Raw genomic sequence first — 16,280 nt, forward strand, 5'->3', positions numbered from 1 at the left:
GTCAGCTTTGATCTACAAATTAATACTTATGAAAGGAACTCGTATTTTTAAAATACTATTTACCCTGCTGGTTATTGGTATTCTGGTAACCCATTGGTCGGTAAAATCGAAAAGTCAGGATCATTTTAAAGATACCCGGGTACACACCTTTACTAGGTACATAGAAGATGACATTTATGAGCTGGTAAGAATTATAAAATCAAAGAAACTTTTACTGGCAAGCATTGGCGATGGGCATTTATATTCGAGTGATGATATTGTGAGCTGCAATGCCGATTTTAAACATGTGATATCAGTTCTTCTGAAAAACAACGAACACATTAGCTCCATCAAATTATATTGCGATAACAACAAGCAAACTACATTTTATAAAAAAAACGATAAAGTTTATACTGCCACCGAAGCCATCGATTATGCGGCACAACGCACATTACATCTCCAAAATTTTGGCAGCAAGCACAGGGCCATGATAAGCAAAGGAGAATCTGCTCTTTTATGGGATAAACCACATATCAATAGTTTCGATAAATACTTAAACTTTAATGCTTGGTATTTTAAAGATCATTATCACATGGTGGTAAAATCAGATATTAGCTCCATTAACTCAGCATACCTATTCAATAGCAAAAATGACTATTACCGCTTTTTAGTAGACTCGGCAGGAAATCCCATATCGAAACACAAATTAGGCTTTAATACTGGAGGCTTAAACAGGAGTCTTATTCCTATAAAAATGCTTCCTACTGATACCTTTAAGCTCGATAGTGGCATTGAAAAACCAACGTTTAAGAATACCTATAAAACCATTCACCGAAAGGAAGGCGATTATGCCATTAAACTTGTAAAATTGAATAAATCGAACTTAGACTCATTGTACCTATTGTTTATGATTCCGTATGATCATCTTGAGATGCACAGTAGTTATGCTCGAGTGTTGGGAATATTGGAATGGATACTGCCGCTATTATTACTTTTAATTACTGTTTTTTATTTTGTAACACATAAAACCATCCGTAATAACAGAGTAACAAAGGTGCTTGAAAAGGGAACCTCTAGCCTTTCGAAAACATTCAATACTAACAAAGCTAGTGGTGGAATGCTAAATGCAGCATCAGGCAACATTAACGAGGCAACTTTTTCGCATACCAAACAAAAGGTATATGCCATGATTGCCGATAAACTGTATTTACAAAATCAGTTATCGCTTGAAAAGTGTGCGGCTGAACTAAAAATTGACAAGCAAATACTCTCTCAATTCATACAATTTACTTACAACAGCTCGTACAGAAATTTTATTAATGAATTGCGCATCAAGGAAGCTTTAAAAATTATGCAGCGCAATCCTGATTTTGTAGATAAATACTCATTTGAGCACTTGGGTGAGATGGTGGGTTTCAACTCGAGAACTTCATTTTATCGGGCATTTAAACATCATGCAGGCTGTGCTCCTACCGAATATTTTAAAAACGAAACCGAATTGACTTAGTTCTTCTTCTCAAATTCTTTACGTTTGCGCAATGCCCATCCATAAAAACCGCCAGGAGCAAATACAAAAGTAGGTATTGTAGATATAAAGGGCTCTGGAGTTCCCTTTATAGAATGCATACCATAAGTGAGGATGGAGGTTAATAATGTAGGCACTAGCGTAGCCAATAATAAGGCTTGCTTTCTATTGGTGAATCGCAGCACAAGGTTCTCAGCCATTTTTGTCATTACTCCTCCAATAAAAAAGGTATAAAGGGCTTGCTTTCCGGCAGCAATACTCGCCAATTCCCAACCATGATTATAATTAATCATAAAAACTATACCTCCTAGAAAGAAGGCACCAATGGTTCCCATCTTTACATCAAAGAATGAATTCTTGCCTAATTTATTCGCCATATACTGAGCTTAACAAATAATGAACCATAATATTCTTAAATCTCCGTTTCACTTTTTATAAAAATGCGAGTTGAAGTTGCAAATTATACAATCTCCTTCTGAAAACTGAATAATTCATCCATTTATTTCTGAAAATTAAAAGCCATACCTAATTGCATTTGAAAGCGTGTAAGCATATGCATTTATTCATTTTTAGAGTGTTTCAAATTTTCTGCAACTGTTTCACTTTAGCAAATGGGAATTAACAAACTGAAAATGGGATTCTACAAACAACTGGAATTCATAGCTTAGCCATACATCATTCGTAAACTATTAACAATAAAACATACAACTATGAAAACAATAAAGTTTGATGCCATGGCTAGCATCGTAGTATTTTTAGTGGCGCTTCCGCTTTGTTTAGGAATTGCACTAGCATCTGGTGCACCACTAATCTCCGGATTAATTACCGGTATAATTGGTGGTATTGTAGTAGGATGGCTTAGCGACTCAAAAGTAAGCGTTAGTGGTCCGGCCGCAGGATTAACTGTAATTGTATTTAGTGCCATTGCCACAATTGGTTCGTTTCAGGCATTTTTGGTGGCCGTAGTATTATCAGGTGTAATACAATTAATACTAGGTTATCTAAAGGCTGGAGTTATTGGTCACTTCTTTCCATCGTCGGTAATTATGGCAATGTTAACGGCAATTGGTATTACTATTATTATTTCTCAAATACCACATGCCATTGGCTACGATATTGTAGAACAGATGCGGGAACATGGCCTAGTAGCCTTGGCACATAGTTTCGAACATGCCATAATTGGGGCTACAATAGTGAGCATTATTTCTTTGGTTATATTATTAGTGTGGGATACGCCAAAATTTAAAAATCATAAGGTACTGAAACTAATACCGGCTCCTTTGGTGGTTGTGTTTGTAGGGGTATTGTGTAATTTGGTATTTAAGAAATGGTTCCCTGCTTTTTATATAGATACCACGCACCTGGTTGCTTTGCCCGAGTTTACTTCAGCTGCCTCCGTATGGAACGAGATGAACTGGCCCGACTTTAAAGGCCTTTTAAATACCAATGTGTATATAGCTGCAATTACAATTGCCATTATTGGAAGTTTAGAATCGCTTTTAAGTTTGGAGGCGGCCGATAAATTAGATCCTGCCAAACGAATTTCATCACCAAACCAGGAGTTGAAAGCACAGGGTATTGGTAATATAATAGCTGGTTTACTCGGTGGTATTCCTTTAACTGCAGTAATAGTGCGTAGCTCAGCAAATATAAACGCTGGGGCTAAATCAAAAAAATCAGCCATCTTACATGGTGTGCTTCTTCTTATTGCTGTACTATTCTGTGGTTCCGTTCTTAATTATATTCCTCTAGCTGCTTTAGCTGCCATACTTATTCATGTAGGTTTAAAACTTAATAAAATCTCGACCTACAAAAAGGTTATTGCAGGCGGGGCCGATCAATATATCCCCTTCTTCACAACCATCGCGGTAGTATTGGCTACCGATTTACTTAAAGGAATTATAGTGGGAATAACGGTAGGATTCATTTTCATGATAAAATCAAACTTTCGTTCTGCCATTCTCAAGGCCAATGTGAATAACAACTATTTAATTAAAATGACGAACAACATGTACTTTTTTAATAAAGCGCAACTCCGTAAAGCTTTACAGAAAATACCTGCTAACTCAAACGTATTAATTGATGGTACACACATCGACTTTATTGATCATGATGTTGAAGAAATTATTGAAGATTACATTGCAATGGCAGCTGATAATAACATTACCGTTACCCTAAAAAAGTCAACTACAGCAAACATCTCCCTTTTTAAACTAGATGCGAGTGCCTAAAAAACGGCGCACTAGAAAACAATCACTTTAAACTTTGAAACAATGAAATCATACGAACAAATATTTTTAGCTAACAGAGAGTGGTCACAGTCGAAACTAATAAAAGACCCCAATTACTTTAAACGATTATCTCTTAACCAAAGTCCACAATATTTGTGGATAGGTTGTAGCGATAGTAGAGTTCCGGCAAACGAAGTAACAGGTACCGGTGCAGGCGAATTATTTGTACACCGAAATATTGCCAACCAAGTATTTAGTACCGATAAAAACTTTATGAGCGTACTAAAATATGCGGTCGACTATCTAAAGGTTGAACACATTGTTATATGTGGGCATTATGGTTGTGGTGGTGTAAAAGCTGCCATGTCCGATTTGCAAGATGAACATATTACCCCCTGGATAAATGGAATTAAAAAAACTGCAGAGTGTAATAAAGATACCCTTAACCAGATAAAAGACGAAACAACCAAGATTAACAGCATGATTGAGATTAATGTAATTGAGCAGGTGGATCGCTTATATAATAATCCCATTGTTAGGGCAGCTTGGGCACGAGGGCATCATTTACATATTCATGGATGGATCTTCGACCTTGAAACAGGAGAGTTAAGCACTTTAAAAGAAGTGAACCCCGACCAACTACCCCTTGATATTTATAACAATCAGGAAACATTAGTCAATTAGTTTGTAATAATAACCTGAGCTCTTCAAATACGGCTGAGCTCAGGTTAATAGTATGGCCTCTATTATTACTCCAGGCTATTATATAATATCAGAAGCATTTACTCACCAATAGCAATTACCATGATTTGATAACAGTACTAACACATTACCAAAAAACTACATCATGAAAATCTACCATCTATTTACAACTATATGCATTCTATTTATAGGAAGTATTGAATGCTCAGCAAATACCGATTCTTTATCTACCAATAAATATGCTGAAACAACATTTCATTATGCACACCACAAACCAGTTATACTAAAATGTGAACAAGGAGATGCTTTTGAATTGAGTATTAGAAAATACAGAACAAAGCATGCTTTTAGAATTATCCCTTGCGGATTTAAGTACATCAACTTTAACAAATTAAGCTTTGTATTTTCTGATGGACAAGCAGTTACCATAGAAAACAAAACCCCTACAAATGGGATAACTTGCTATTTTGGTGATATTTGGGAGAATGAAGAGTTATGGCATTGGCTAGAGAATAAAGATTTAAAATCCCTTGTAATAAATGATGTGAATGAAATCTACTTGAAAGATAAATCCTTAATAAAATCGATACTAAGCACCTTAGAAGACAAACGCTTATAAAACACTAAACCTTATACCTCCAAGCATCAATATTGTATTTTTTGATACGAGTACCAAGCTTACGTTCTGTTATCTTAAGAATTTCAGCTGCTTTTGATATGTTTCCTTTGGTTGAAGTTAAACCTTCAAGGATTAATTGTTTTTCCAAACGCTCTAATACTCCTTGCATACCATCTTGCGAGCCTGTTGCAGTAGAATCAGCAGTTTGCAATGTTGGAGGTAAGTTATAACTATGCACAACATTGTCTTTTGATAAGATACAAGCACGCTCAATTACATTTTCTAGTTCTCTTACATTTCCGGGCCAGCCATAAACCATCAACATATTAATGGCCGAGGTGGTAATACGCGTAATGTTGGCTCTATTTTTATTATTAAACTTACTTATAAAATGATCTGCCAATAACGGTATATCATTTCTTCTTTCACGAAGCGCAGGCACAAATATCGGAAATACATTTATTCGGTAAAAGAAGTCCTCGCGGAACAAACCATCCTCAATAGATTGTTCAAGATGCTTGTTGGTAGCACATACAATTCTAACATCAACCTTTATTGTTTCAGAACCTCCCAATCGTTCAAATTCACGCTCTTGTAAAATTCTTAATAACTTCACTTGCGTTTGAAGCGGAAGATCACCAATTTCATCTAAAAATATGGTTCCTCCATCAGCCAACTCAAACCTACCAACCCTTCTTTGATCTGCTCCTGTAAATGCACCTTTCTCATGCCCAAACAATTCACTCTCAATTAAAGAATCTGGCAGAGCTGAACAGTTTACCTTAACCATTTTTTTATTAGCTCTCTCACTCCTATTATGAATAGCCTCAGCAACCAACTCCTTCCCAATTCCACTTTCACCTCGGATCATTACAGTACTATTGGTTTTAGCCACCATTTCAACAAGTGAAAATACATCTTGCATCTTAGTACTATTACCTACCATGTTTGATGAAAAATTACCTCGATCAATTTCTGATTGTAACTCTTTATTTTTTTGCTTCAGTTCTTCAAGCTCTTCAAGTTTAACTTGTCGAGTTTCAACCGTTTTTGCAATTAATGAACCGATAATTGAAAGTAAATGAATATCTTCTTCATAAGTAATGTGTGGGTTAAAAGGACGAACAACACTTAAAGCACCTGAGGTTTTATTAAGTACCATAATGGGTACACATATAAAGGTTAACTCTCGACCGGCCTTACGCACTTCGGAACGGGTTTTATTTAAAAATAAATTGGATTTTGATATTTCCTGTATCACAATTGGTTGTCCCAGTTCAACAACTTTACCAATTACACCTTCTCCTAATCGGTATTTTCCTCGTGATTGTTGCTGATGACTAAGACCATAAGCAGCCTCTATTCCAATATGTGAATTGTTTCTATTGTAGATTGTTAAAAAGCTTCGCTCCGCATCTAAGTACTCCACGAGCATTTTAAGAATAGGACTTAAATCGTTCTTTAATTCTTTACTGGTAATTAAGCGTTGACCAATTTCAAACAGCAAGGTCATTTCTTTTAATCCATAACATTGCTCGCTTCCTTTCTTACATTTAGTATGCATTCGCTTCAGTAGATTACAGTTTATAACTTAGGTTTGATCAAATATAACAATTCCTAAGACCAACAAACAAACACGATGCAAGAATTAACACTATTTATAACTAATCAAAACAAAACCCCCTCAAAATAGTTCATTATTCACACAAAATTAACTTAATATAAATATACCCCCATCATATTAAGCCCGCACAAATAAAATAACCCAACTTAAACCAATAACAATTTATAAGCACTATAATATAATTCCTTTATTAACTACAGGGTAAATTTTGATAAAAAAATAATTATCAATAACTTAACAATAAATTAGTCTACATATACAATAGTAAAACCCTTAAATTTATTTCTTATGATTCACTTTTCTGATATTGAGATTAACAAGTTTCAACTAAACTCTCTATTAAATCAACACGAAAAAAAAGGATTTAAGTTTTTATTACGAAACGAAATTTGTTGTTCTTCTTGTAAGAATAAAGATTTGCAAATTATTAACAAACATACTTTGTATTTAGATCGGTTTAATGATTTAAAAATTAGTGGTGAGTGTAGTAATTGCGGATCGAGTATAAATTACATAATACCATTTGGCCATAGCGAAACCTTTTTCAGAAAAGCAATACAATTCAGACACAAGCATCTTGAAACAGTAGACAACTAAGTCTATTTAAATAAATCAATAAAAGCATAAAGGCTCGAAGTACCCCCTTCGAGCTTTTTTTATTAGTTTTGCTCCATGAAAAATAAAGAATACCTATTGAGTGTTATTATACTACTTACATTCTCAATAGCTTGTACAAGTCCAAACTCAATGAATCAAATTAAAACAGGCGATATACTTTTTAGAGGTAATACTCAACAAGGTCTTTCCGACGCAATTAATAAAGTAACTCAAACCCCAAAAAAAACGAACTATTCACACATGGGAATCTGTTATGTTTCAGCTGACACCATTTGGGTTTTTCACGCTGCTCCTGAAAAAGGAGTATGTAAAGAAGAGATTAATTTATTTTTATCGCCGAACAACGAAGCTGAATACACTACCGATTTGTATCGTCTGAAACCCAATTTAGCACAGTCAGCTATTAAAGCTAGCCATAAAGCTAAAGAATATATAGGCCTACCTTATAACTACTCCTATATTATTGAAGATACTGGCATGTACTGCTCTGAGTACATCTATGAACTATTTAAAGAAGATAGTGTTTTCACCTTAGATCCAATGACTTTTAAAGATGCACATAGCAATACTTTCAATAAAACTTGGATACAACATTATCAAAATTTAGGCATTGAAATTCCTGAAGGCGAGCTAGGATGTAACCCAAATGGAATGGCGGCTAGCGAAAATTTAATATACATAACGAATATTCAGTAAGAACATAATGGAATATAGAAGGTTTGGCAAAACAGAAAAAATGCTGAGTGCCATAACTATGGGAGGAATGCGCTTTAAGCATTGCTGGGAAGATCCGTATGATGAAATACCGTCAGATACGCAAGAACATTGCAACCAATTGGTTCAGCTAGCGCTTGACTATGGTATCAATCATTTTGAAACTGCGCGCGGCTATAAAAAAAGTGAAACTGTATTTGGTCGTACATTAAACGAACACCTTAAGGTAAAAAGAGATCGTTACTTTTTAATGACAAAAGGTGCTCCGGTTACTGCGGAAGATATGCGTATTAAAGTTGAAGAACAATTAACTACGCTAAAAACGGATTACCTAGATTTTTATGCCTGGCACGGCATTAATAACTTTGATATACTTAAAGAATCGTGCAAAACAGGTGGCGCAATTGAAGAGCTTCATAAGCTTAAGGAAGAAGGTATTGTTAAACACATCGGTTTTAGTACACATGCTCCATTAGAAGTTATTATTAAAACAATTGAAACCGATTTATTTGAATTTGTAAATCTTCATTATTATTACTTTAATCAACGAAATGAGGCCGCAATATCTATGGCTGAATTAAAGGATATGGGCGTTTTTATAATTTCCCCAAACGATAAGGGTGGACAATTATTTAATGCTCCTCAAAAAGTGAGGAATGCCATACCGCATGCTACCCCAATACAATGGAATGCACGTTTTTGCCTACAGAACCCTTCTGTTCATACTTTATCTTTTGGTATGACAGAACCTGAGCATTATGCAGAAATGAATAAAATTTTTCCAACTCATATACCATTATCTGGCAATGACTTGCAAAGTAAATTTAAGTTGGATAAAATGATAGGCGACGATCCCTACGCGGCCTATGGTGGATTTAATTTAGGTAATGATCGTTCTAATATCGACATACCAGAGATTTTAAGATGGCGTAAACTATGGAAGTGCTACGATATGCTTGATTTTGCAAGGTATAGATACAAAGAGCTGAACAATGAAAATCATTGGGTAAGAGGAGTTCTTGCAACACCATCAAATATTAACAAAATAAATTGGGATAAAGTTCCTCAAGATATTCCTCTAAAAGAAATGTTAACTGAAGCGCATGAAGCTTTTTACAAAAATCCATCTGTAGTAAAAAGTATCAACCCTAAAGACCTCACTTTCGTTAAGAACAAGAATACAAATTAAAAAAAACGCCTTCTAACAATAAATGTTAGAAGGCGCATATATACTTTTAGCTTAATCAAATACTAAAGCTCTGCTGTATGATAAACATTTACAACGTCATCATCTTCCTCAAATTTACCTAGCATTTTCTCAAACTTAACTGTTTCTTCTTCAGAAAGCTTTTTAGTTGTTGTTGGAATTCTTTCGAACTCTGCACTCACTAATTCAAATTCATTTTCCTCTAAAAATGCTTGGATAGAACCGAAGCTACCAAAATCACCATAAATAATGATATTTCCTTCTTCTTCGAAAATTTCATTAGCCCCTGCATCAATCATTTCGAGCTCTAATTCCTCAAGGTCTAATCCTTCCTTTGATTTTACCTTAAAGTGACAATTATGCTCAAACATATAATCCACACTACCTGTTGTACCTAACGAACCGCCAGCTTTACTAAAGTAACTACGAACGGCACCAACGGTACGAGTATTATTATTGGTTGTGGTTTCAACTAATACTGCCACTCCGAATGGACCATAACCTTCAAAAACAACTTCTTTCCAATCCTCTTGATCTTTTTCTGTGGCCTTTTTTATAGCACGCTCAACATTATCCTTAGGCATATTAGCTGCCTTGGCATTTTGGATAAGTACTCTTAAACGTGGGTTAGCTTTTGGATCAGGACCGCTCTCTTTAACAGCAGTGGTTATTTCACGGCCAATTTTAGTGAAAGTTTTGGCCATTGTTCCCCAACGTTTTAGTTTCGTTGCCTTACGATATTCAAATGCGCGTCCCATATTTATATTTTAATATTCTGATTTTATAATTTGACTGACAAAGCTATAATTCCTATCATAAAAAATCAAACAATGCGATAAGTTTTATACTAAATATAAACAATAAGTTGTGTTGGGGTATAATTATCTATCTAATCAGATTGATTTAAACAAGTATGCCAAGCATCATTCTTTAGAAATATTGATAATAATATATTTAGCTTTTATAAGCTAAGGTAATATTCATTGAATTTTAAACTAATTACAACTCTGGTAAAACTATATTACTTCGAGTTAATACATGAATAAAACAAATTATATGCAACAAGTAACCGACACTATCTTACTAATCAGACCTGCTAATTTTGGATACAATACTGAGACAGCAAGCTCAAATGCCTTCCAGAATAACGTAGAACTATCACCTAACCAAATTAAGGATAAATCATTATTAGAGTTCGATAAAGTAGTTAAACAATTAAGAGAAAACTTTATTAATGTAATCGTATTTGATGATACAATATCCCCAATCAAACCTGATGCTATATTTCCTAATAATTGGGCAAGCTATCATCATGATGGAAAAGTTTTATTATACCCAATGGCTGCTACTAACAGACGCCTTGAGCGAAGAACAGATATTATTAATTATCTCTCTAAAGAATTTGAAATAAGTGAAACAATAGACTTATCTCATCACGAAAAAAAAGGTAAATATCTTGAATCTACCGGAAGTATAATATTCGATCATGTAAATAAAATAGCTTACGCTTGCTTATCTGAGCGTACCAATAAGGAACTCTTGTTAGAAGTGTGTGATCTATTAAAATATAAACCAATACATTTTAACGCACTGGATGATAAAAATAAGGCTATATATCATACCAATGTAATGATGTGTATAACCGAAAATACAGCAATTGTATGCTTAGAGAGCATAAAAGATGCATCAGAAAAAAAGATAGTTACAGACTCATTAACCCGTTCTGGTCACCAAATTATAGATATATCATTAAAACAAGTAAAGGCTTTAGCGGGAAATATGTTAGGCGTTATCAACAAAATGGGCGATCGCATATTAGTTATGTCGAAAACCGCACATGAAAGTCTCAATACTGATCAGATAAACAATATATCAGAACATTCTAAAATACTACCATTAGATGTTAGTACAATTGAGAAGATAGGAGGAGGAAGCATAAGATGCATGATAGCTGAAATCTTTTTACAAAAGAAACCGTAGCATCATATTTTTAATATAAAGATTCTAATTCTGATCAAACAGAAAAACAAGAGCATAAAAAAGGCTGTCCAAAATGGACAGCCTTTATATTTTAGATTTAAATCTAATTATTGAATAATAGACTTAAATGTAGCATCTTCGATGAATTTACCGAACTCCATGTCTTTAGCAGCAGCAGCTTTTAAAGAATCATCAAGCTTAACAGCTTTACGTAAGCTATCAAATAATAAATCGTTATCAGCAGTGCGAGCACCAACGATAGCTTTTAAATAATATTTGAAACCTACTTCATGAGTATTTGCGTTTAATGTTGATAAAGCAGCATCATATTTAGTAGCTAATATTTTAGCTAAAGCAGCGTTACAAGATGTTGAGTTTCCGAAATAACGCATAGCAGCATCATAATCACCTTTGTGAATTGAAACGATTCCTAAGTTCTCATCTAACTCAGGTCCAGCTCCAGCAGCAGCTCCAAAAAACTCTTCAGCTTTAGCTAAATCACCTTCACGTAAAGCAATTACACCCAAATTATTGTTAATAATAGGATTGTTAGCGCTGATTTCATTAGCTTTTGTTAAAGAAGCTTTAGCTTCAGCTAATTTATCTTGCTTCACTAAGATGTAAGCTACATCGTTGTGACCTCTCCAAGATTTAGGGAATACTTCGTTTACACTTTTGTAAATAGATAATTGCTCATCTAAATCTTCAGTTAAAGTAGCAGCATATAATAATTCTTCAACATTTAACTCTGAAGGATTAGAAGCAGCTAATTCTTTAATTTCTTCGTCAGACTTACCAATTACTTCAACATCTACAGAAATCTGTGAACGACGTAATTTTGGTAAAACTTCATCAGCAATTGCTTTATAAGCCTCTGCCATATTTTTGATTTCTTTTTCACGTACTTCAGGATCTGAGTACATAGAAAGAACTCTTAAGATTAACTCTTTATCTTGAATACTTGACTTCTCCATCATTTCTTGGAAACCTTCCCAATCTTCAGGAGTATTTTTTGTAGTTACAAAACCTTCTTCAGAAACATCAACTTTTGATCTCTTTAATTCTCTAGTTAAATAAGAAGCAGAAGCTTTTTGTCTTTTCTCAGAAAGAGATGTATTTAAATCTGTAGGACCATCAGGAGATGCATAAGCAGAAACTTTAGCTCCTTTGAAATTAATATTTTCAGCAGCTTTTGATTCTTTTACAAATGCTTTTAAAGCAGCAACCTCATCTTTTCTTAATTCAGTACCTCTCAATGAAGCTTGTTGAATAAGGAAGTAAACGTATGCCTCTTTAGACTCGTTAATTACTCTTTGGAAATTATCTTTTCCTAAAGCAACAGCAGCACCTTTATCTTTTACTAACTCAGCTGTAGCAATTACACCATCAGCAATTTTGTAATCATCAAACTCAGCAACTTTACTTCCTTTTGTAGCCTTGATACGAACTACTAACTCAGACACTTTCATGTTTTCGTTGTAAGGAACTGTTCCTGTGTAAGAATATTGTCCACCGTTAGCATAAGAAATAACCTGATTGTTACCTTCTACGCTCTCACCCTGTACTGTTTTTGATGGGAAAACTGTTTCGCCACCATCATACTTAAGTACTGGCGTTAACTCAATAACAGCTTTCTTATCCATGTACTTTTCTGGAACTTTTACACTGATAGCTACATCTACGTTACCTGCATGTGCCTCCAATACTTCAGGAGTAACAGTATATTGTACGTCTGACGCTCCACCTTTCATCTTATTTAACCCAGCACAGCTAGCTAATAACGCTACTAAGGCTAATGAAGCAAAAATGTTGATACTTGATCTTTTCATAATAATTTAACCTAATTATATGTTTCCAATTAACTTTCTAAAATAATTGCACCCTCCATTTTTAGAGAGGTGCTACAAATTTAGTAATGTTTTTAATAAAAAAAAGAGTACTATTAATTAAATGCAAATATACACATCATAGGCAAATAACATAAATTTCACCTTGATTATGCTAAAAAAAGAATTTAGTTATTTATTTAAAATATATCCTTCATATCACAATGACTAAAAAGACAGACAATTTTTTATACAAAAAGTATTACAATCAAAAAAATTTCTTAAAAAAAGATACATCAGATATAATCTCAATATTTATAACTGAAGGATAGTAATATTAACCAAGTTAGTAAATTCATTGATTCAATAACTTACTAGATTTATGTTGTAAAACAGGTTCAAAACCAATAATAAGTAAAACTCCTAGACTTAGAATATTAGTCCATTTTTTTTCATCTGCTTTTCAACGCTTTTACCCCAGAACCAACCTGATAATGTACCTAATAGCCATCCCATAACAACACCTGTTTTCATTAACTGTGGTTCGATAAGTCCTAAGAGAAACCCTAAAAATAATCCCACTACCATCAATACAACAGTTTTATAAGATAAAACTAAACCCTTAGGGCGAATGCCATGAGTAGATTTAAGGTGTTGCATTGTTTCGTCTACAACGTTCTCAAATTCTACCAAATGATCATTCCCATCATCAAAGAATTCTTCAAATGCAATTGTAGATTCTTGTAGCTTACTCCAATAATTTCTACAATCAGGACATGAGTCCTTTTTCGCCTCAAGCAATTCACCAAGGCGCGGTAACATTTCGAAATTTGCTAAACGAGACTGAATTCGTGGCATTTTTTCCACTTTTTGATCAAGCTCATTTATCCAATCCTCACATGACTTTAATTCATTCATAATAATATATTATAATCTAAATGTAGAAATTTAGACAAAAAAAAAGGCCTCGAAAGGCCTTTTAATTATAGTAATAGTTTTATAAACTAGTTTTTCGGCTTACGCTCTGGACGAGGCAAAAGCACTTTACGAGATAATTTTAATTTACCAGAACGTTGATCAACTTCAATTAACTTCACTTCTACTTCTTCGCCTTCTTTAAGTGCATCTTCAACTTTCTCAAGTCTTTTCCACTCAATTTCAGAGATGTGTAATAAACCATCCTTACCTGGCATAATCTCAACGAATGCACCAAAAGGAACGATAGATTTTACTTTACCTTTGTAAACCTCTCCTACTTCAGGAACAGCAACAATACCTTTAATTTTTGCTAATGCAGCATTAATTGAATCCGCATTATCAGCAGAAATACTTACTTGTCCGAAATCACCATCTTCTTCGATAGTAACTGTAGACTCTGTAGTAGCTTGAATTTCTTGAATAATTTTTCCACCTGGTCCGATTACTGCACCGATCATATCTTTCGGAATAGTAATTTTCTCCATACGTGGAGCATGAGGCTTAAGATCGGCACGTGGCTCAGTCATTGTTTCCTCAATCTTATCCATAATATGTAAACGACCTTCGCGCGCTTGTAATAAAGCTTGCTCTAACACTTCGTAAGGTAAACCATCTACTTTAATATCCATTTGCGTAGCAGTAATACCATCGCGAGTACCTGTTACTTTAAAGTCCATATCACCTAAGTGATCCTCATCTCCTAAGATATCAGAAAGAACTGCAAATTTTTCAGAATCGGTAATTAATCCCATTGCAATACCAGTAACTGGCTTTTTAATAGGTACACCAGCATCCATTAAAGCTAATGTTCCTGCACAAACTGTTGCCATTGATGACGAACCGTTTGATTCAAGAATATCAGACATAATACGAACTGTATATGGATAATCTTCAGGTAACATATCTTTTAGTGCTCTAAAAGCAAGATTACCGTGACCAATCTCACGACGGCTAGTACCACGTGAAGCACGTGCATCACCAGTTGAGAATGGAGGAAAGTTATAGTGTAATAAGAATCTTTCAGTTGTTCTGTTTAATACATCATCAACTAATTTTTCATCTAATTTAGTACCTAAAGTAACTGTTGCTAATGCTTGAGTTTCTCCACGTGTAAAGATAGATGAACCATGAGGACCTGGAAGGTAATCAACCTCAGACCAAATAGGACGAATCTCGTCAGTTTTACGACCATCTAAACGTACTCTTTCATCAAGAACACAACGGCGAACTGCTTCTTTTTCAACATCGTGGTAATATTTACCAATTAAACCTGAAGGAATTTCATCTTCCTCAGTATAATTAGCTGCAACATACTCTTCTTTAATAGCGGCAAATTTCTCTGCACGCTCATGCTTTGGAAGACCTGCTTTTGCTACTTCGTATACTTTATCGTAAGTAGCTGCTTTGATATGATCAAATAATTCTTGATCATTCTCTTCGTGACAATACTCACGTTTAGTAGTAGCACCAACAGCTTCTGCTAATTCTATTTGAGCTTGACACTGAACTTTAATTGCATCGTGAGCGAATTTCATAGCTTCAAGCATTTCTGCTTCAGAAACTTCTTCCATTTCACCCTCTACCATTAAAATATTTTCCATTGTTGCACCAACAACAACTTCCATATCAGCAGCAGCTAATTGTGTACGTGTTGGATTAAGAATTAATTCTCCTTCAACGCGAGCTACTCTACATTCAGAGATTGGCCCGTTAAACGGAATGTCTGAAACTGCTAATGCAGCAGAAGCAGCTAAACCAGCTAAAGCATCAGGTAAATCTTCTTTATCTCCAGAAATTAAATTAATGGTAACAAATGTATCTGCGTGATAATCCTCTGGAAATAGAGGACGTAATGCTCTATCGACTAAACGACAAACCAATATTTCATTATCAGAAGGACGAGCCTCCCTTTTCATAAATCCACCTGGGAAACGACCTACGGCCGAAAATTTCTCTCTGTACTCTACAGATAAAGGCATAAAATCTGTACCCGGTGTAGCATCTTTAGCAGAAACTACTGTGGCTAGCAAATAAGTATTGCCCATTTTAACAACTACCGAACCGTCAGCCTGTTTTGCTAACTTCCCTGTTTCGATAGTAATTGATCTTCCATCGCCAAGATCAATAACTTTTTCAATTGGAGTAATCATATCTCTTTTCTTTTTCTCTTATTGTCGCCCAAATATATAGATTATATTCTTAATCAGCGATTTATTTTATGTGAAATACCTTGGTCCATAAAAAAAGGCAACCCACAATGGATTGCCTTTTTAATTT

The 16,280-nt window shown here is 34.5% G+C and carries 14 protein-coding genes; 8 read left to right on the forward strand and 6 right to left on the reverse strand.

Annotated features, from left to right (window positions below; all coding sequences use genetic code 11):
• Window positions 1-28 precede the first annotated feature (28 nt).
• Window positions 29-1,486: a helix-turn-helix domain-containing protein gene (locus A8B35_RS15440; RefSeq protein ID WP_068473807.1), complete on the forward strand. Its 1,458-nt coding sequence runs from the start codon at window positions 29-31 to the stop codon at window positions 1,484-1,486.
• On the opposite strand, the gene A8B35_RS15445 is transcribed toward A8B35_RS15440, so the two are convergent.
• Window positions 1,483-1,881, reverse strand: coding sequence for a hypothetical protein (locus A8B35_RS15445; protein WP_068473810.1), 399 nt, complete (start codon window positions 1,879-1,881; stop codon window positions 1,483-1,485). The two genes, A8B35_RS15440 and A8B35_RS15445, sit on opposite strands and share 4 nt — an antisense overlap.
• Before the next feature lie 333 nt (window positions 1,882-2,214).
• Here A8B35_RS15445 and A8B35_RS15450 point away from each other — a divergent pair, with 333 nt between their 5' ends.
• The 3 genes from A8B35_RS15450 (at window position 2,215) to A8B35_RS15460 (ending at window position 5,056) form a co-directional block, all read left to right on the forward strand.
• Complete coding sequence (locus tag A8B35_RS15450; protein ID WP_068473813.1) at window positions 2,215-3,735, forward strand: SulP family inorganic anion transporter; 1,521 nt, start codon at window positions 2,215-2,217, stop codon at window positions 3,733-3,735.
• A gap of 42 nt (window positions 3,736-3,777) precedes the next feature.
• Entirely contained in the window at window positions 3,778-4,419 is a 642-nt protein-coding gene (locus A8B35_RS15455; protein ID WP_068473816.1) for a carbonic anhydrase, read from the forward strand.
• A 163-nt stretch (window positions 4,420-4,582) separates the two neighbouring features.
• Window positions 4,583-5,056: a hypothetical protein gene (locus A8B35_RS15460; RefSeq protein WP_068473818.1), complete on the forward strand. Its 474-nt coding sequence runs from the start codon at window positions 4,583-4,585 to the stop codon at window positions 5,054-5,056.
• 4 nt (window positions 5,057-5,060) lie between these two features.
• Here A8B35_RS15460 and A8B35_RS15465 read toward each other — a convergent pair whose 3' ends face one another.
• Entirely contained in the window at window positions 5,061-6,620 is a 1,560-nt protein-coding gene (locus A8B35_RS15465) for a sigma-54 interaction domain-containing protein (RefSeq protein ID WP_068473822.1), read from the reverse strand.
• Between the two features lie 348 nt (window positions 6,621-6,968).
• Between A8B35_RS15465 and A8B35_RS15470 the strand changes: the two genes are divergently transcribed.
• The 3 genes from A8B35_RS15470 to A8B35_RS15480 all read left to right on the forward strand — a co-directional run bounded on the left by A8B35_RS15470 (window position 6,969) and on the right by A8B35_RS15480 (window position 9,201).
• The gene (locus tag A8B35_RS15470) at window positions 6,969-7,277 is read left to right on the forward strand and encodes a hypothetical protein (protein ID WP_068473824.1); all 309 of its coding nucleotides are present in this window, start codon (window positions 6,969-6,971) and stop codon (window positions 7,275-7,277) included.
• A gap of 75 nt (window positions 7,278-7,352) precedes the next feature.
• Window positions 7,353-7,994: a YiiX/YebB-like N1pC/P60 family cysteine hydrolase gene (locus tag A8B35_RS15475; protein WP_068473828.1), complete on the forward strand. Its 642-nt coding sequence runs from the start codon at window positions 7,353-7,355 to the stop codon at window positions 7,992-7,994.
• 7 nt (window positions 7,995-8,001) lie between these two features.
• Window positions 8,002-9,201: an aldo/keto reductase gene (locus tag A8B35_RS15480; protein WP_068473830.1), complete on the forward strand. Its 1,200-nt coding sequence runs from the start codon at window positions 8,002-8,004 to the stop codon at window positions 9,199-9,201.
• A 62-nt stretch (window positions 9,202-9,263) separates the two neighbouring features.
• On the opposite strand, the gene A8B35_RS15485 is transcribed toward A8B35_RS15480, so the two are convergent.
• A complete protein-coding gene (locus A8B35_RS15485) occupies window positions 9,264-9,977 on the reverse strand; it encodes a YebC/PmpR family DNA-binding transcriptional regulator (RefSeq protein ID WP_068473833.1) in 714 nt (237 codons plus the stop codon).
• A 298-nt stretch (window positions 9,978-10,275) separates the two neighbouring features.
• Here A8B35_RS15485 and ctlX point away from each other — a divergent pair, with 298 nt between their 5' ends.
• Window positions 10,276-11,199 carry a citrulline utilization hydrolase CtlX gene (gene ctlX / locus A8B35_RS15490; RefSeq protein ID WP_068474144.1) on the forward strand — a complete coding sequence of 308 codons (924 nt, stop codon included), beginning with the start codon at window positions 10,276-10,278 and terminating at the stop codon, window positions 11,197-11,199.
• Between the two features lie 107 nt (window positions 11,200-11,306).
• Here ctlX and A8B35_RS15495 read toward each other — a convergent pair whose 3' ends face one another.
• From A8B35_RS15495 to pnp, 3 genes are all read right to left on the reverse strand, one after another.
• Window positions 11,307-13,028, reverse strand: a complete 1,722-nt coding sequence (locus tag A8B35_RS15495; RefSeq protein ID WP_068473836.1) for a tetratricopeptide repeat protein — start codon at window positions 13,026-13,028, stop codon at window positions 11,307-11,309.
• Window positions 13,029-13,454: 426 nt separating this feature from the next.
• Window positions 13,455-13,943 carry a hypothetical protein gene (locus A8B35_RS15500; protein ID WP_068473838.1) on the reverse strand — a complete coding sequence of 163 codons (489 nt, stop codon included), beginning with the start codon at window positions 13,941-13,943 and terminating at the stop codon, window positions 13,455-13,457.
• A gap of 86 nt (window positions 13,944-14,029) precedes the next feature.
• Entirely contained in the window at window positions 14,030-16,153 is a 2,124-nt protein-coding gene (gene pnp, locus A8B35_RS15505) for a polyribonucleotide nucleotidyltransferase (RefSeq protein WP_068473841.1), read from the reverse strand.
• Window positions 16,154-16,280 lie beyond the last annotated feature (127 nt).

Source organism: Saccharicrinis aurantiacus (assembly GCF_001660705.2).
Lineage (GTDB): Bacteria > Bacteroidota > Bacteroidia > Bacteroidales > Marinilabiliaceae > Saccharicrinis > Saccharicrinis aurantiacus.